General features: G+C 72.0%; 7 protein-coding genes. All 7 read left to right on the top strand.

Annotation, left to right across the window (positions count from 1 at the left end; genetic code table 11):
* Positions 1 to 178 precede the first annotated feature (178 nt).
* The 7 genes from AB4850_RS04225 to treY all read left to right on the top strand — a co-directional run bounded on the left by AB4850_RS04225 (position 179) and on the right by treY (position 18,967).
* Entirely contained in the window at positions 179 to 3,730 is a 3,552-nt protein-coding gene (locus AB4850_RS04225; protein ID WP_414441353.1) for a maltotransferase domain-containing protein, read from the top strand.
* Positions 3,727 to 7,170, top strand: coding sequence for a maltose alpha-D-glucosyltransferase (treS, locus tag AB4850_RS04220; RefSeq protein WP_414441352.1), 3,444 nt, complete (start codon positions 3,727 to 3,729; stop codon positions 7,168 to 7,170). Before AB4850_RS04225 ends, treS begins: the two co-directional genes overlap by 4 nt.
* On the top strand, positions 7,167 to 9,365 hold the full coding sequence (glgB, locus tag AB4850_RS04215) for a 1,4-alpha-glucan branching protein GlgB (RefSeq protein ID WP_414441351.1): 2,199 nt from the start codon (positions 7,167 to 7,169) through the stop codon (positions 9,363 to 9,365). Before treS ends, glgB begins: the two co-directional genes overlap by 4 nt.
* A gap of 67 nt (positions 9,366 to 9,432) precedes the next feature.
* Entirely contained in the window at positions 9,433 to 11,769 is a 2,337-nt protein-coding gene (gene glgX / locus AB4850_RS04210) for a glycogen debranching protein GlgX (RefSeq protein WP_414441350.1), read from the top strand.
* Positions 11,770 to 11,799: 30 nt separating this feature from the next.
* Positions 11,800 to 13,830, top strand: a complete 2,031-nt coding sequence (gene treZ / locus AB4850_RS04205) for a malto-oligosyltrehalose trehalohydrolase (RefSeq protein ID WP_414441349.1) — start codon at positions 11,800 to 11,802, stop codon at positions 13,828 to 13,830.
* On the top strand, positions 13,827 to 16,121 hold the full coding sequence (gene malQ, locus AB4850_RS04200; protein ID WP_414441348.1) for a 4-alpha-glucanotransferase: 2,295 nt from the start codon (positions 13,827 to 13,829) through the stop codon (positions 16,119 to 16,121). The genes treZ and malQ overlap by 4 nt, the downstream gene beginning before the upstream one ends.
* Positions 16,118 to 18,967, top strand: coding sequence for a malto-oligosyltrehalose synthase (gene treY, locus AB4850_RS04195; protein WP_414441347.1), 2,850 nt, complete (start codon positions 16,118 to 16,120; stop codon positions 18,965 to 18,967). The genes malQ and treY overlap by 4 nt, the downstream gene beginning before the upstream one ends.
* Positions 18,968 to 19,202 lie beyond the last annotated feature (235 nt).

Genomic DNA, 19,202 nt, shown 5'->3' with positions numbered 1-19,202 from the left:
CTCTGTAAAAACTACAGACATCGCCCGAACGCGCCCCATATCTGGCATTTCCTGCACGGTGCGAGCGATCCCGGCCAGCCACAGCCCCGGCCCACGGGCCTCCGGCAGCGGGCACGCCCGTTGCGCTCTCCAACGCGCAAGCGGCAACCGCCGCTGTCCACGCGCACCGGACGGTCCAATGGCTTCTGTTCCCGCATCCCCGTTTTCCCCGCATCTGTACTTCCTCGACGCGCGGCTGGTCGGCCCGCTCGACGCTTGGCCCGCCTGGTTCGAGCGCATCGCCTCGCTCGGTTTCGATCACGTGCTGATCGGCGCCTTCAGCGCGGCAGGCAGCGCCGGCCACCCGCGCGTGGTGGCCGATCACGACCGCCCCGCCGACTCGCTCGCCACGGACCTCGACACGGCCGGCGCGCTGGCCCGTCTGGCCGAACAGGCCCGCGAATTCGATCTGAAACTGATGCTCGACGTGACGGTGGACCGCGTCGCGGTGGAACATCCGCTGCGCAAGACCGCACCAACCTGGTACGTCGAGCGGCACCACGACGACGCCCGCATCGATCCGCGCACTGCCGCCTTCGAGCAGACGGTCGCCTACGCCGACGTGGCGCAGCCGGACGTGGCCGACGCGCTGGCCGGCTGGTGGCACGGCCGCTTCGCGACGCTGTCGGCGGCCGGCGTGGCCGGCTTCCTGATCGACGCGCCGCAACGCCTGCCGGCCGCCTGGTGGCGCACCTGGCTCGGCTCGCGCCACGGCGAACTGCACGACGTGCGCTGGCTGGCCGGCATCCCCGGCCATGCGCGCGAGGCGCTCGGCGCCTTCGAGGGCGCGGGCTTCGACGGCGTGTTCTCGTCGCTGCGCTGGTGGGACCTGCGCGCGCCCTGGCTGGTGGACGAACACGCGCTGCTGCGCCGGGTCGGCTCGCCGATCGCATTTCCCGACGCGTTCGACGGCCCGCGCCTCGCGCATGACCTGCGCGGCCTGCCGCCCGACGCCGTCGAGCGCGGCTACCGGCGCGCGCTGGAAACAGCCGCCGCGCTGGGCACGGGCTGGCTGGTGCCGATGGGCTTCGAGCGTGGCGTCGCCACGCCGTTGATGACGGCCCACCCCCAGCCGGCGGCGTTTCGCGAGGCGTTCGAGCACGCGCCGTTCGATTTGTCGGAGGCGCTCGCCGAAGCGAACCGCCGCCGCAGCGCCTCGCCGGTGTTCGCGTCGCGCGGCGAGCTGGCGGCACTGAGCGGCGCGGACGCGTCGGCCACGGTGCTGCTGCGCGGCGACGCGCCGTCGCTGGAGCGCGCCGACGACGCGCTGCTGATCGCGCTGAACCCCGAACTCGACGTCACCGCCTCGGTCGATCCGGCCTGTCTGGCCGGCGTGCCGGGCGCGTTCACGCGCTTCGCGCCGCTGTCGGCGGGCCGCCGCGCCAAGACCGCGCCGCTCGGCGCGCTCGCGCTGATGCCGGGCGACGTCACGCTGCTGCGCGCGGCGCGCGCGAAACCGGTCAAGCCGGGCAAGGACGCCAAGGCGGACGGCAAGACGGCGAACGCAGCAAGCGACGCCGGGGAAGAAGCCGACACCACCGCCAACACAAGCACCGCCGGCGAAGCCAACCGCCGCCGCGCCCGCTCGTCCGCCAACGCCGCCCTGTCCGCCGCGCTCGCCGCCGACCGCATCGCGATCGAGCGCGTCGAACCGAGCGTCGATGGCGGCCGCTTCGCGGCCAAGCGCGTGGTGGGCGAACAGGTGGAAGTGCGCGCGACGCTGATCGCGGACGGCCACGCGAAGCTCGGCGCGGCCGTGGCCTGGCGCGCGGCCGACGAAGCCGCCTGGCGCGAGGCCCCGCTCGCCCCGCTCGGCAACGACCGCTGGCGCGCCTGGATTCCGCTCGACCGGCTCGGTCGCCATCTGTTCCGGGTTCTCGCCTGGCGCGACGACTGGGGCTCGCTGGTGGTGGACATCGGCAAGAAGCACGCGGCCGGGCAGGACATCACGCTCGAATTGCAGGAAGTGCGCGCGCTGCTGGCCGGTGCGCTCGATGGGCTCGATGGAGTCGATACGGGCCGCAAGCGCGGCAAGAACGCCAAGCGCGACGGCGAGGCCCCCGCCAGCGCCAGCGACGCGGCCCTGGCCGACGCCCGCCGTCTCGCCAAGGAATTCGACGCGGCCGACGCGGCCGGCCAGCTCGCGCTGGTGCTGGCCGAGCCGTCGGCGGCGATCTACGCGGCGCTCGGCCGCCGCACCGCGCTGACGCAGGACCCGACCGTCTATCCGATCGAGGCCGAACGGCGCGCGGCGCGCTTCGGCAGCTGGTACGAGATGTTCCCGCGCTCGGCCTCGGACGACGTGAACCGTCACGGCACGTTCGAGGACGTCGCGCGCCATCTGCCGCGCATCCGCGAGATGGGCTTCGACGTGCTGTATTTCCCGCCGATCCATCCGATCGGCCTGACCGCGCGCAAGGGCCGCAACAACAGCCTGCGCGCCGGCCCCGAGGATGTGGGCAGCCCCTACGCGATCGGCTCGCCGATCGGCGGCCACGACGAGCTGCATCCGAGCCTCGGCACGCTCGGCGCATTCCGCACGCTGGTGGCGGCCGCGCATGAGCACGGCATCGAGATCGCGCTCGATTTCGCGGTGCAGTGCTCCCCCGACCACCCGTGGCTCGCGCGCCATCCGGGCTGGTTCGCCTGGCGGCCCGACGGCTCGCTGCGTTTCGCGGAGAACCCGCCGAAGCGCTATCAGGACATCGTCAACCCCGATTTCTACGCGCCGGACGCGATCCCCGAGCTGTGGACGGCGCTGCGCGACGTGATCCTGCACTGGGTGGACGCGGGCGTGAAGCTGTTCCGCGTCGACAACCCGCACACCAAGCCGCTGCCGTTCTGGGCCTGGATGATCGAGGAAGTGCGCACGCGCCATCCCGACGTGGTGTTCCTGTCCGAGGCGTTCACGCGCCCGGCGATGATGTACCGGCTCGCCAAGCTCGGTTTCTCGCAGTCCTACACGTATTTCACGTGGCGCGAGACCAAGCACGAGTTGCGCGAATACCTGACCGAACTGGCCGACGGCCCCGCGCGCGACTTCTTCCGCCCGAACTTCTTCGTCAATACGCCCGACATCAACCCGCACTATCTGCACCACGCGCCGCGCGCGCAATTCGTGATCCGCGCGGCGCTGGCCGCGCTGCTGTCGGGCGTGTGGGGCATGTACAGCGGCTTCGAGATCGGCGAATCGGCGCCGCTGGCCGACGGCGGCGAGGAATACCGCGACTCCGAAAAGTACGAACTGCGCGCGCGCGACTGGAAGCAGCCGGGCCACCTGAGCGCGGAAATCGCGCTGCTGAACCGCGTGCGGCGCAGCAACCCGGCGCTGCAGACCCACCTCGGAATCCGCTTCCTCGAGTCGCCCAACGATTCGGTGCTGGTGTTCCGCAAGGCCACGCCAACCGGTGACAACGTGATCGTGGCCGCCGTCAGCCTCGACCCGTGGGCACCGCAGGCCACCGATTTCATGCTCGACCGTTCGCTCTACGAAACGTGGGGCGTGGCCGAAGGTGCGGCGCTGCGCAGCGTCGATCTGGCCAGCGGCCACACCGGCCACTGGCACGGCACCCGCCAGTACGTGAACCTCGATCCGCACGCGCTGCCGTTCGCGATCTGGCGCATCGCGCCGGACGCCCCGCGCACGCGCGGCGCAACGCCGGGTCATGCCGGCGAGGGAGACCGCCGATGATCCGCGAAGACAAGCTCGACCCGCTGCAACGCGCCCCGTTCCAGACCACGGCCGGCGCGCCGCGTCGCACCCCGCGCCGCAGCGCCGCGCGCTTTTCCGATCGCGGCGCGCTGACCGGCGATCCGCTCTGGTACAAGGACGCGATCATCTACCAGGTGCACGTGAAGTCGTTCTTCGATTCGAACGACGACGGCATCGGCGATTTCCCGGGCCTGATCTCGAAGCTCGACTACATCGCCGCGCTCGGCGTGGACGCGCTGTGGCTGCTGCCGTTCTACCCGTCGCCGCGCCGCGACGACGGCTACGACATCGCCGATTACCGCAACGTCCACCCCGACTACGGCACGCTGGCCGACGTGCGCCGCTTCATCCGCGAGGCGCATGCGCGCGGCATCCGCGTCATCACCGAACTGGTGATCAACCACACCTCGGATCAGCACCCGTGGTTCCAGCGTGCGCGCCAGGCCAAGCCCGGCTCGGTGCATCGCGATTACTACATGTGGTCGGACACGGATACGAAATTCGCCGGCACGCGCATCATCTTCGTGGACACCGAACCGTCGAACTGGACGCACGACCCGGTGGCGGGCCAGTACTACTGGCACCGCTTCTATTCGCACCAGCCCGACCTGAACTTCGACAACCCGGCGGTGGTGCGCGAGGTGCTGCAGGTGATGCGCTTCTGGCTCGACCTCGGCATCGACGGGCTGCGGCTCGACGCGGTGCCGTACCTGGTCGCGCGCGAAGGCACCAGCAACGAGAACCTGCCCGAAACGCACGCAGTCCTGAAGAAGATCCGCGCCGCGATCGACGCCGAGTATCCGAACCGGATGCTGCTGGCGGAGGCCAACCAATGGCCCGAGGACGTTCAGGAGTACTTCGGCCACGAAGACGAATGCCACATGGCGTTCCACTTCCCGCTGATGCCGCGCATCTACATGTCGATCGCGAGCGAGGATCGCTTCCCGATCATCGACATCATGCGGCAGACACCCGAGCTCGCGCCGAGCAGCCAATGGGCGATCTTCCTGCGCAATCACGACGAACTGACGCTGGAGATGGTGACCGAGGACGAGCGCGACATGCTCTGGAACACCTACGCGAGCGAGCGCCGCGCGCGCCTGAACCTCGGCATCCGCCGCCGTCTCGCACCGCTGATGGAGCGCGACCGGCGTCGCATCGAGCTGATCAATTCGCTGCTGCTGTCGATGCCGGGCACCCCGGTGATCTACTACGGCGACGAACTGGGGATGGGCGACAACATCCACCTGGGCGACCGCGACGGCGTGCGCACGCCGATGCAGTGGTCGGCCGACCGCAACGGCGGCTTCTCGCGCGCCGACCCCGAGCAACTGGTGCTGCCGCCCGTGATGGGCGCGCTGTACGGGTTCGACGCGATCAACGTCGAGGCGCAATCGCGCGACCCGCATTCGCTGCTGAACTGGATGCGCCGCATCCTCGCCACGCGCCGCGCCACCCAGGTGTTCGGGCGCGGCACGCTGCGCTTCCTGCGCCCCGAGAACCGCAAGATCCTCGCCTATCTGCGCGAACTGCCCGACGCCACGCCGGTGCTGTGCGTGGCGAACCTGTCGCGCACGTCGCAGGCGGTCGAGATCGACCTGTCCGAGTTCGCGGGCAGCGTGCCGGTGGAGATGACCTCCGATTCGCCGTTTCCGGCGATCGGCGAGCTGCCTTACCTGCTGACGTTCCCGCCCTACGGCTTCCTGTGGTTCGCGCTGACGCCGCACGGCGCCGAGCCGGCGTGGCATCGCCCGCACGCCGAGCCGCTGCCCGAATACACCACGCTGGTGATGCGGCGCGGCGACGCGCACCCGGCCGCGCCGCTGCTGGCCTCGCTCGAAACCGAGGTGCTGCCGCACTGGCTGGCGCTGCGCCGCTGGTTCGCCTCGAAGGATCGCACGCTCGACGGCGCGCGCTTCGATTGCGTGACGCCGATCCCCGGCGAGGCGTTTCAGTACGCCGAAGTGGTGGCGCGCTCGGACGGCCGCGAGGAACGCTACGTGGTGCCGCTCGCCGCCGCCTGGGGCGATGAGACGCCGCATCCGCTGTTCATGCGGCTCGCGCTGGCGCGCGTGCGGCGCGGCCCGACGGTCGGCTACCTGACCGATGCGTTCGCGCTGCCCGGCTTCGCGCACGGCCTGCTGCGCAAGCTGGCCGAGCAGGCCAGCGTGCCGCTCACGGGCGGCGGCACGCTGAGGTTCCTGCCGGAGCCGTCGCTCGACGACTACCGGGCCACGCTGGGCGACGCCCCCGAGATTCGCTGGCTCGCGGCCGAGCAGAGCAACAGCTCGCTCGTGATCGGCGAGGCGCTGGTGCTGAAGCTGGTGCGGCGCGTGGCGGGCGGCATCCACCCCGAGGCCGAGATGAGCCGGCACCTGACGCGCGCCGGCTACCGCAACGCGCCGGCGCTGGTCGGCGAGGTGCAGCGGGTGGGCGAGGACGGCACGCCGCATACCGTGGCGATCGTGCAGGCCTTCGTCGAGAACCAGGGCGATGCGTGGGCCTACTCGCTCGACTTCGTCAAGCGCGCCGTGGGCGACCTCGCGCTGGCCGCGGCCGCCACCTCCGACAACGCCGACGACGCGCTGACCGACTCCGACGAATTCGATGCCTATGCCAATTTCGCCGGCGCGATCGGCACCCGGCTCGGCGAACTGCACGTGACGCTGGCCGAGCCGTGCGACGACCCGGACATCGCGCCCGAGCGCGCCACGCCGGCCCACGTCGAACGCTGGGCCGGCGACGCTTCGGCGATGGTCCGGCGCGCGCTCGACCTGCTCGCGCCGCGCCTCGACGAACTCGATCCGGCCGCGCGCGACGCCGCGCACACGCTGCTGGCCTCGCGCGACGCGCTGCTCGCGGCGCTGGCCGCGAGCGTGCCGCGCGACCTGGACGCGCTCTGCACGCGCATCCATGGCGACTTCCATCTCGGTCAGGTGCTCAACGTGAACGGCGACGCGATGCTGATCGATTTCGAGGGCGAACCGGCGCGCGCGCTGGACGCACGCCGCGCCAAGTCGCATCCGCTGCGCGACGTGGCCGGGCTGCTGCGCTCGCTGTCGTATGCGAGCGCGGCCGCGCAGTTCTCGATCGAGAAGTCGCCGCTGCCCACCGCCGACCTGAAGCGCACGCTGTTCGACCGCTTCGGGCAGGCCGCCGCCGACCGCTTCCTCGCCCAGTACCGGCGTGCGATCGAGGCGGCGGCCGAGCCGTTCGTCGCGCCCGACGCCGCGGACCGGCTGCTGATGCTGTTCCTGATCGAGAAGGCCGCCTACGAAATCGGCTACGAAGCCGCCAACCGGCCCGATTGGCTGCGCGTGCCGGTGCTCGGCCTGGCCGGGCTCGCCGCGCAACTGCTCGGCACGCCGCCCCCTTCTTCCACTTCCACCCCGCCCTCCCACGCGAAGGACGCCCCATGAGCGAGACGTTGTTCGACCCGGCCGATATCGATGCGTTGCTCGACGCACGCCACCCCGATCCGTTCGCCTGCCTCGGCCCACATCGCGTCGGCGACCGCCGGGTGGTGCGCGCGCTGCTGCCCGGCGCGCATCGCGTGCATGCCGTGGCGCGCGACGGCGGGCGCGTGCTCGGCGAACTCGAACGCGTCGCGCCGGCCGGCTGCTTCGCCGGCACGCTCGATTCCGACGACGCCTACCGGCTGTCGATCGACTGGATGACGGCCACGCAGGATATCGAGGATGCCTACGCATTCGGCCCGCTGCTCGACGAGTCGGCGCTCGCGCGCCTGGGCAACGGCGATCCGTTCGCCGTGCTCGACTGCCTCGGCGCACGGCCCGCCACCGTGGACGGCGTGCCCGGCGTGATATTCGCGCTGTGGGCGCCGAGCGCCGCGCGCGTGTCGGTGGTGGGCCAGTTCAATTCCTGGGACGGCCGCCGCCATCCGATGCGGCTGCGCCGCCCGTGGGGCATCTGGGAGCTGTTCGTGCCGCGCATCGGCGCGGGCGTGCGCTACAAGTACGAGCTGCGCTCGCACGACGGCCGCGTGATGCCGCTCAAGGCCGACCCCTGCGCGCGCGCCACCGAGACGCCGCCGCTGACCGCCTCGGTGGTGGCCGATCCGGCCGCGCTCACGCGCTTCGCCTGGACCGACGACGACTGGATGCGCCGCCGCGCCGAGACCGACGCGGTGCGCGCGCCGATGTCCGTGTACGAGGTGCACCCCGAATCGTGGCAGCGCATCGGCGATCCGCCGCGCTGCCCGACCTGGGACGAACTCGCCGACCGGCTGATCCCCTATGTGGCCGGCATGGGCTTCACGCACGTCGAACTGATGCCGGTGGCCGAATATCCGTTCGGCGGCTCGTGGGGCTATCAGGCGCTCTCGCCGTTCGCGCCGTCGGCGCGCTTCGGCCCGACCGAGGGCCTCTCGCGCTTCGTCGATCGCGCGCATGCGGCCGGCATCGGCGTGATCGTCGATTGGGTGGCCGCGCACTTCCCGACCGACCCGCACGGCCTCGGCCAGTTCGACGGCAGCGCACTCTACGAGCACGCCGACCCGCGCGAGGGCTTTCATCCCGACTGGAACACGCTGGTGTACAACCTCGGCCGCCGCGAGGTGAGCGGCTTCCTGATCGCGGCGGCGCTGGCCTTCGTGCGCGATCATCACGTGGACGGCCTGCGCGTGGACGCGGTGGCCTCGATGCTGTATCGCGACTATTCGCGCGCGTCGGGCCAGTGGATTCCGAACCGGCACGGCGGCCGCGAGAACCTCGAATCGATCGCCTTCCTGCGCCTGCTCAACGACACGCTGCACGGCCCCGACGCGCCGCCCGGCGTGCTGACCATCGCCGAGGAATCGACCGCTTGGCCCGGCGTCAGCGCCCCCACCGCAAACGGCGGCCTGGGCTTCGATTTCAAGTGGAACATGGGCTGGATGCACGACACGCTGGCCTATCTGCAGGAGGACCCGCTGCACCGCCGCCATCATCACGAGCGCATGACGTTCGGGCTGGTTTATGCGTTTTCCGAACGTTTCGTGCTGCCGCTTTCGCACGACGAGGTGGTGCACGGCAAGGGCTCGCTGGTCGGGAAGCTTCCCGGCGACGCGTGGCAGCGCTTCGCGACGCTGCGCGCCTATTACGCCTTCATGTGGGCGCATCCCGGCAAGAAGCTGCTGTTCATGGGCGGCGAATTCGCGCAACCCGGCGAGTTCGCGCACGACGGCCAGCCGCCCTGGGAGCTGCTCGACGCGCCCCCGCACCGCGGCGTGCAGCGCCTGGTGCGCGACCTGAACCGGCTCGCCGCCGGCGAACCCGCGCTGTATCGGCTCGACAGCCAGCCCGAGGGCTTCGGCTGGCTGATCGGCGACGACGCGGCCAACAGTGTGTACGCGTTCGTGCGCCGCGACGACAGCGGGCGGCTGCTGGTGGCCGTGTGCAACTTCACGCCGGTGCCGCGCGACGACTATCGCATCGGGCTGCCGGCCGGCGGGCGATGGTCCGAACTCCTCAATACCGACAGCGCCGCGTACGGGGGCACCAATCGCGGCAACGGCGGCGCCGTGCAGGCGGAGGAGATCCCCTCGCATGGCGAACGATGGTCCGCGCAGTTGCGCCTGCCGCCGCTCGCGACGATCTGGCTGCGGCCCGACTGATGCGCGGGAGCGCCGGGTATCGATGCATTCACAACGAACTTAACGACATCAAAAAGGATTCCGCATCATGCGCGCTGCAACCCCCGACCGGCTGGAGCCGGGCAAGCCCTATCCGCTCGGCGCCAAATGGAATGGCCTCGGCATCAACTTCGCGGTATTTTCGGCCCACGCCACACGCATCCAGCTGTGCCTGTTCGACCCCACCGGCCGCAAGGAAATCGCGCGGCTCGACCTGCCCGAATGCACCGATGAAATCTGGCACGGCTATCTGCCCGACGCGCATCCGGGCACGGTGTACGCGTTTCGCGCCGACGGCCCCTATCAGCCGCAACACGGCCATCGATTCAATTCCACCAAGCTGCTGCTCGATCCGTACGCGCGCAAGCTGATCGGCCAGGTGCGCTGGTCCGATGCGCTGTTCGGCTATCGGCTGCATTCGAACCGCGCCGATCTGTCGATCGATCGCCGCGATTCCGCGCCGGCCATGCCGAAATGCGTGGTGGTGGACGAAACGTTCGACTGGCAGGACGACCGCCGCCCCGAGGTGCCGTGGTCGAACACGGTGATCTACGAAACCCACGTGCGCGGCGTGTCGATGCGGCGCGACCGGCTGCGCCCGCCCTCGCGCGGCACCTTCGCGGCGCTGGCCTCGCCCGAGTTCATCGACCACCTGCTCAAGATCGGCGTGACCACCATCGAACTGCTGCCGGTGCATGCGTTCCTGAACAGCCGCGAGCTGATCAACGGCGGGCTGCGCAACTACTGGGGCTACGACACGCTGTCGTATTTCGCGCCCGAGCCGTCGTACCTGTCGACACGGCGGCTCGACGAGATGCGCATCGCGATCCGCCAATTGCACGCGGCCGGCATCGAAGTGCTGCTCGATGTGGTTTACAACCACACCTGCGAGGGCAACCAGCTCGGCCCCACGCTGTCGTGGCGCGGCCTCGACAACGCCAGCTACTACCGGCTGCAACCGAACGATCCGCGCTATCACATCGACGAAACCGGCTGCGGCAACACGCTGAATCTCTCGCACCCGCGCGTGCTGCAGATGGTGATGGATTCGCTGCGCTGGTGGAGCACCTCGTTCAATATCGACGGCTTCCGCTTCGACCTCGGCGTCACGCTCGGCCGCGAGCCGGACGGCTATGACCGCGGCTCGGGCTTCTTCGACGCGCTGTGCCAGGACCCGGTGCTCGCCACCCGCAAGCTGATTTCCGAGCCGTGGGACATCGGCCCCGGCGGCTATCAGCTCGGCAATCATCCGGCCGGCTTCGGCGAATGGAACGACCGCTTCCGCGACACCGTGCGCCGCTTCTGGCGCGGCGATGCCGGCATGCGGCCCGAGCTGGCCGCACGGCTGGCCGGCTCGGCCGACCTGTTCAACCACCAGAAGCGCCGGCCCTGGGCCTCGGTCAACTTCATCGCCGCGCACGACGGCTTCCCGCTGGCCGACATGGTCGCCTATGCCTCGAAGCACAACGAAGCGAACGGCGAGGACAACCGCGACGGCCGCGACGACAACTGCAGCGCGAACTGGGGCGCGGAAGGCCCCACCGACGACGCCGGCATCAACGAGGTGCGCGCGCGCGTGTCGCGCTCGCTGCTGGTCACGCTGTTCGCCGCGCTCGGCACGCCGATGCTGCTCGGCGGCGACGAGTTCGGCCGCACCCAGCAGGGCAACAACAACGCCTATTGCCAGGACAACGAACTGTCGTGGTTCGACTGGGAGCAGGCCAACGGCGAGGCCGGCCGGCAGTTGTCGGCGTTCGTCGGACGGCTTGCCGCGCTGCGCCGCGAGCATCCGCTGCTGTCGGGCGCGCGCTATCCGGACGGCGACCACGAGGTCGCGCCGGGCCTGCGCGAGATCGACTGGTTCGACGAGCGTGGCGAGAGCCTGTCGGTGCCCGCCTGGGAGGACGGCGAACGCCGCGCCCTGACCATGCGCCGCGTCGGCCCCGACGGCAGCGGCGAAACCGAGGTGCTGCTGCTGATGCTGAACGGCTCCTCGCAGCCGCTGGTGTTCGTGCCGCCCGCGCCGGGCCTCGCCTACCTCGTGCTGGCCGACAGCGGCCGGCCCGACGCCGAGCCGGCCGTGCTGCCCGCCGAAGGGATCGAACTGGCCGCGCACGCGGCCGTGATCGCCGCCGCGCGGCTTGGTGCTGCGCAAACCGAAGCGGTCGATCCGGCGCATGCGGACGCCACCGGCGATGCGCTGCCCGAGGATGCCGACGACGAGCCGGAACCCGTCGCGGCCGAGCCGATGCCGCAAACCGACGACGACGCCGAGCCCGAACCGGTCGCGCATCGTCAAGCCCCCCGAACCGATCACGCAGGCCCGCAGGCCGACGCTCACGCCGACGCGCCGCTCGCCACCGAACCGGCCAGCGCCGGGCGTTAGCACGCCGCCCCCGTTCCCGAGGATTCGACCATGACCGACTCCCTGATTTATCCCGCCGCCCGTCACGCCTATCCGGCCTCGTTCGGCGCCTGCTGCATCGACCCGCGCCGCACCCACTTCCGGCTCTGGGCGCCCGCCTGCCGAACCGTCGAGGTCGAACTCGACGACGGCGAGCGCCAGGCCAGCGTCGCGATGACGGCCCGCGAAGACGGCTGGTTCGACACCACCGCGCCGTTCGGCCCCGGCACGCGCTACCGCTACCGGCTCGACGGCGGCGATGCGGTGCCCGATCCGGCCTCGCGCTTCCAGCCCGACGGCGTGCACGGCCCGAGCGAGGTGATCGACCCGGCCACCTACCGCTGGATGCACGACGACTGGCGCGGCCGGCCGTGGAGCGACACGGTGCTTTACGAGCTGCATGTCGGCGCGCTCGGCGGCTATCGCGGCGTCGAGCGCCGGCTCGGCGAACTGGCCGCGCTCGGCGTGACCGCCATCGAGCTGATGCCGCTGTCGTCGTTCCCCGGCATGCGCAACTGGGGCTACGACGGCGTGCTGCCGTTCGCGCCCGCCGCCGCGTACGGCCGCCCCGACGAGCTGAAGGCGCTGATCGACGCCGCGCACGGCCTCGGCCTGCAGGTGTTCCTCGACGTCGTGTACAACCACTTCGGCCCCGACGGCAACTGGCTCGCGCGCTACGCGCCCGGCTTCTTCCGCGAAGGCAGCCACACCGCGTGGGGGCCGGCGATCGATTTCTCGCGCGCCGAAGTGGGCCGCTTCTTCATCGACAACGCGCTGTACTGGCTGGAGGAATTCCGCATCGACGGGCTGCGTCTCGACGCCGTGCATGCGATCGACGACGACGCCTGGCTCGGCGAACTGGCCGCGCGTGTGCGCGCCTACGCGAACGGCGACCGGCACATCCATCTGGTGCTGGAAAACGAGCGCAACAGCGCGCGGCTGCTGGCCGACGCCGGCTTCGACGCGCAGTGGAACGACGATTTCCACAACAGCCTGCACGTGCTGCTGACCGGCGAGCGCGACGGCTACTACCGCGCCTACGCCGACGCGCCGCTGCAGCGCTTCGCGCGCACGCTGGCGGAAGGCTTCGCGTACCAGGGCGAGCCTTCGCCGTTGCACGACGGCCGGCCGCGCGGCGAGCCGAGCGCGCACCTGCCGCCCACCGCGTTCGTCGCGTTCCTGCAGAACCACGACCAGATCGGCAACCGCGCGTTCGGCGAGCGGCTGCGCGCGCTGGTCAACGACGACGCGCTGCGCGCCGCCACCGCGCTGACGCTGCTCGCGCCTTCGGTGCCGATGCTGTTCATGGGCGAGGAAACCGGCTCGACGCAGCCGTTCCAGTTCTTTACCGATTACACAGGCGAGCTGGCCGACGCTGTGCGCGAGGGCCGCCGACGCGAATTCGCCGCGTTCCCGGCGTTCGCCAGCGCCGAGCATCGCGACCGGATTCCCGATCCGAACGATCCCGCCACGTTCGCGCGCTCGTCGCTGGACGACACCGCCACCGCCACCGCCGACGACGAAAGCGACGACGCGCGAACCTGGCGCGCGTTCTATCGCGGCGCGCTGGCCGTGCGCACCGGCTTCGTGATGCCGCATCTGCCCGGCACGCGTTCCGAGGGCGTGAGCCTGCTGGCGCGCGACGGGCAGCAAGCGGCACCTGCACCGGCCGATCCGGCCGCCTATCCCGATCGCTCGCGCCTGCCGCTCGACGATCCCGAGCACGACAACGACCGGCAGGAAGCCACGACCGTTGCGGCCGCAACCAACGCGATGCAGAACCGCAACGGCAACGGCGGTGACGAGACCCCGCCACGCGCACTGATCGCGCGCTGGCGGCTCGGCAACGGCGCGGCCCTCGCGATCGCGCTCAATCTCGACGACGCCGCGATCGCGCTGCCCGCCGCGCCGCCCGGCAAGATCGTGTTCGAAACGCCGCCGCGCGTGCGCGACGCGCTCGGCAGCGGGCAGCTCGGCGCGCATGCCTGCATCGCCTGGCTCGACATGCCGGCCGGCGCCCGCCGCGAGGGAGCAGGACGATGAGCACCCCGAACGGAAAATCCGCTGCCTCGCTCGACGCGCTCGCGCGCGCCGCCGGGCTGGAGCCGGACTGGATCGATGCGGGCGACGCCCCGCAACGGGTTGGCGACGAGGCCCTCGCCGTGCTGCTCGATGCGCTCGGCGTGCCGTGCGCGACGCAGGCCGACCGCGAATGGAGCGCGGCGGCGCTGGCCGCGCCGGCCGTGCCGCCGCCGTTGCTGACGGCCGACGCGGGGCAGCCCGTGCCGTGGCCTGCCGCTGCGGGCCACAGCGGCCACGGCTACGTGTTGACGCTCGAAAGCGGCGAACGGATCGGCGGCACGCTGATCGCGGATGCTATCGGCCGCGGTGCGCTGCTGCCCGCCATCGACGTGCCCGGCTATCACACCGTCGAAACCGATTTCGCGAGCCTGACGCTGGCCGTCGCGCCCGCGCGCGGCTGGCGCATCGACGACGCCGCGCAGGCCGCCGGCCGCGCGCGCCCGTTCGGCCTGGCCGCGCAGCTTTACGGCCTGCGCCGCGACGGCGACCTCGGCATCGGCGACACCACGGCGCTGGCGGCGCTCGCCACCGCCGCCGGCCGGCATGGCGCCGATGCGCTCGCGATCAGCCCGACCCACGCCGGCTTCCCGGCGCAGCCCGAGCGAGACAGCCCGTATTCGCCGTCGTCGCGGCGCTGGCACAACCTCGCGTATCTCGATCCCGACGACGTGGCCGGCCCCGAGGCGACGCGCGCCGCGCTCGCCGAAACCGGCCTCGCCGGCCTGGCCGCCGAGTTGAGCGCCGCGCCGCTGGTGGATTGGCCGCGCGCGATGCATCTGAAGCTGCGCGTGCTGCGTGTGCTGTACGAGCGCTGGCGTGCGCATCCGTCGTCCGATACGCGGGCGTTCGCGTCGTTCGTCTCCAGCGGCGGCACCTCGCTGTACGGGCAGGCCTGTTTCGATGCGTTGCAGGCGCATGCGATCGACGAACGGCTCGGCTCCGACTGGCGGCGCTGGCCCGCCGAACTGCACGGCCCCGACGCGCCCGCCGTGCGCGCGTTCGCCGCCGCGCACGGCGACGACATCGCGTTCTTCTCGTTCGCGCAATGGCTGGCCTCGCGCGGGCTGGACGGCGCACAGCGCGCCGCGCGGGCCGCCGGCATGTCGATCGGCACCATCGCCGATCTGGCCGTGGGCTGTGCGCCCGACGGCGCCGACGCCTGGGCCGCGCCCGGCACGCTGCTGGCCAACGCCTCGATCGGCGCGCCGCCCGATTTGTTCAATACCCATGGGCAGGCCTGGGGCGTCACCACCTGGACGCCGGCCGCGCTGCGCGCGAACGGCTTCGCGCCGTTCATCGCGTTGCTGCGCGCCGCGTTCGCGCATGCGGGCGGCGTGCGCATCGATCACGTGCTCGGCTTCCAGCGGCTGTGGATCGTGCGCGACGGCGCCTCGGCGCGCGATGGCGCCTATCTGCGCTATCCGCTCGACGACCTGCTGCGGCTCGTCGCGCTCGAATCGTCGCGGCACCGCGCGATCGCGATCGGCGAGGATCTCGGCACCGTGCCGGACGGGCTGCGCGATCAGCTTGCCGGGCGCGGCGTGGCCGGCATGCGCGTGCTGTGGTTCGAACGCGATGCAGGCGGCGCATTCCGGCCGCCCGAGCGCTGGGACCACGATGTGGCGGCGATGCCGTCCACCCACGATCTGCCGACGATCGCGGGCTGGTGGCGCGGCGTCGATCTCGCGTGGCGACGGCACGTCGCGGCGCGCGACCCTGTGGATAACGCCGCCGACGCAAGCCGGCATGACGCGAACGCGCTCGCCGGCGCACCTCGCGCCGACGATCCGCCCGACACCTGGCCACCCATGGAGCCCGCCGTGAATCATCGAGCCACGCCAGCCACGCCCGTCTCGCGCGACGCCAACGCTCAGGCATCCGAAGCACCGGCCGGCGAGCGCGACGCCGCCCTGCCCGCCGATCTCGCCGAGCGTGCCGCCGATCGCACGCATCTGTGGCACGCGTTGACCATCGCGGGCGTCACGACAGCGGCCACGCCGCCCGCGCCCGATGCGCCGCCAGTGGCCGCCGCGCTCGCCTTCGTCGCACGCAGCGCCGCCTCGCTCGCGCTGATGCCGCTGGAGGATCTGCTCGCGCTGCCCGCGCAGCCGAACCTGCCCGGGCCGCCCGTCGGCCATCCGAACTGGCGGCGGCGCATGCCGCGCGACACCGCCCACCTGATCGACGACGCGGCCGGCGCCACGCTGGCCGCCGTCGCACTGGCACGACGCACCGGAGGAGCCGGCCGATGAGCGACACCCCGCACCACACCACCCCCGCCCCGGCGGGCCACCCGCGCGCCACGCTGCGCCTGCAACTGCACGCGGGCTTCACGTTCGACGATGCCGCCGCCTACGCGGAGGATTACGCGGCGCTCGGCGTCAGCCATCTGTACCTGTCGCCGATCACCCAGGCCGAGCCGGGCTCGATGCACGGCTACGACACCGTCGACTACGAACGCGTCAGCGAAGAACTCGGCGGCGAACACGGCTTCGTGCGGCTGGTCGGCGCACTGCGCCGGCACGGCCTCGGCGTCATCGTCGATTTCGTGCCGAACCACATGGGCGTGGGCGGTTCCTCGAACGGCTGGTGGAACGACGTGCTCGAATGGGGGCGGCGCAGCCGCTACGCGCAGCACTTCGACATCGACTGGCATCCGGCCGACCCGTCGCTGCAGGGGCGCGTGCTGCTGCCGTGCCTCGGCCGCCCCTACGGCGAGGCGCTCGCGGCCGGCGACATTGCATTGCAGTACGAACCAAACGACGGCCGCCTGCATATCGTCTGCCCCGGCCGCTCGCTGCCGGTCAATCTGGCCGCCTATCCCGACATCCTGCGCGCCGCGCATCGGCCCGAACTCGATACGCTGGCCGCGCGCTTCGCGCCGCTGGTCGAAGCCTCGCCCGGTGCGCCGCGCATCAGCCTCGCGTTCGAGGCGCTGCGCGAGCATGTGCACGCGCACGGCACGGGTGCGCTCGACGCCGCGCTGCGCCACTACGCGAGCGACACCGAAGCGGGCCGCGCGCGCCTGCACGCCGTGCTCGAACGGCAGGCGTACCGGCTCGCGTGGTGGCGCACCGCCAACGACGAGATCAACTGGCGGCGCTTCTTCGACATCGACACGCTGGCGGGCATGCGCGTGGAAGACGAGGCCGTGTTCGACGACGTGCACGCGCTGCTGTTCCGGCTCGTCGATGCGGGGCTGGTGGACGGGGTGCGCATCGATCACGTGGACGGCCTCGCCGACCCGCAAGGCTATTGCCGCCGCCTGCACGAACGGCTCGCCGCGCTGCGCCAGCCCACGCCGTACCTGGTGGTCGAGAAGATCCTCGCGCGCGGCGAAACGCTGCCCGCCGACTGGCTGACCGACGGCACCACCGGCTACGACTTCATGAACGACGTGGGCGCATTGCTGCACGACCCGGCCGGCGAGGCGCCGCTCGCGAAACTGTGGGCCGAGTTGTCGGGCAGCCCCGCCGATTTCACCCAGGAAGCGCTGACCGGCAAGCGCGAGGCCGTGCCGCGTCAGTTGGCCGTCGAGGCCGAGCGCGTGGCTGCGCTGCTGCACGAGATCGCGCGCGGCGATCTGCGCACGCGCGACGTGGCACGCGCGCCGCTGCATCGCGCCGTGGTCGAACTGGCCGTGCAGTTGCCCGTCTATCGGCTCTATCCGGCCGGTGGCGAGCGCGAGCACGACCGGCCGTTCGTCGAGGCCGCGTGGCGCGCCGCGCGCGAGGCCTTGCCACGCACGGATCGCGACGTGCTCGACCGCGTGCTCGGCTGGCTCGGCTGGCCCGAGATCGTCGGCATCCCTATCGAATCCGAATCTGAATCCGGCCTCGCGTCCGACCCGGCGCTCGCGCTGCGCGCGCAACTCGCGTTCGCACGGCTCAGCGCGCCGCTCGCCGCCAAGGGCGTGGAGGACACCGCGTGCTATCGCTACGGCCGGCTGCTGTCGCGCAACGAAGTGGGCGCGGACGCCGAGCGTTTCGCCCTCGCGCCCGACGCGTTCCACGCCAGCAACCTCGAACGCGCGCGGCTCACGCCCGCCACGCTGCTGGCCACCGCCACGCACGACCACAAGCGCGGCGAGGACGTGCGTGCGCGGCTCGCCGTGCTCAGCGAGATTCCGGCGTCGTGGCGCGCGGCCGTCGAGGCCTGGCAGGCGCGCAACGCCGGGCATCGACGCGCCCCACGCGCCGACGCGGCGCTCGCACCGGGCCGCGCCACCGAGGCGATGCTGTACCAGACGCTGGCCGGCTGCTGGCCGCCCGCGCTGGCGCCCGACGATGCCGAGGGCCTCGCCGCATTCGCCGATCGCATCGTCGGCTGGCAGACCAAGGCGCTGCGCGAGGCCAAGCGCGAGACCGGCTGGCTCGCGCCCGACGCCGACTACGAAGCGGCCTGCGAGGCGTTCGTGCGCGAAATCCTGACGCCGCGCGGCGACGACGATTTCGCGCATGCGCTGCACGCGTTCGTGGCGCGCATCGCGCCGGCCGGGGTCGTCAATGCGCTGCTGCAAACCACGCTGCGGATCGTCTCGCCCGGCGTGCCCGATCTCTATCAGGGCACCGATGCCTGGGATTTCAGCCTCGTCGATCCCGACAACCGCCGCGACGTCGCGTTCGCCGAGCGGCGCGCCACGCCCGTGGACGGCGAACTGGCCGGCTATCTGCGCACCTGGCCCGACGCGCGCATCAAGCGCGCGCTGGTCACGCGCCTGCTCGGCCTGCGCGCGCGGCACGCCGCCACGTTCGCGAGCGGCGCATACCTGCCGCTCGCGATCGAAGGCCCGGCGCAGGCGCACGCGATCGCGCTGATGCGGCGCGATGCCGATACCGCGATCCTGGTGGTGGGCGCGCGGCTCGCGCACGGCATGCTGGCCGCCGACGGCACCGGGCCGCGCATCGATCCGCGCCATTGGGGCGACACCGCCGTGGTGCTGCCCGACGACGCGCCGCACGCCTGGCGCGACGCGCTGACCGAGCGCGCGCCGCATGCCGCGCGCGGGCAGCGGCTGCGCCTGGCCGACCTGCTCGCCACGCTGCCGGTGGCCGCGCTGGTGGGCGAGGCATCGGGCGGCGCATCGGACAAGCCCTGAGCCGATCGGCGCACCGCGCGGCACGTCAATCGTCCGCGCGGGAAAGCGGCACAGTCGGTGCGCCGTTGACACCGATTTCTGGCCGGCCGCTAATAAGCGCTGGCGACGCGCCGGCCCGCATCATTCGCGGCCGGCGCCGCCCTCCCCACGATGATTCGCCGCGGCGCGCCGATGCAGCGCGCCGTCGTCCCGCACGCCACATTCCGCTTCGCCGCCGCGCGCCGTGCTCGCGCGG

The sequence above is a fragment of the Burkholderia sp. 22PA0106 genome, from assembly GCF_047497155.1.
Taxonomy (GTDB): domain Bacteria; phylum Pseudomonadota; class Gammaproteobacteria; order Burkholderiales; family Burkholderiaceae; genus Burkholderia.
Note: the sequence above shows the minus strand (reverse complement) of the source record. Positions and strands in the feature narration are given on the sequence as shown.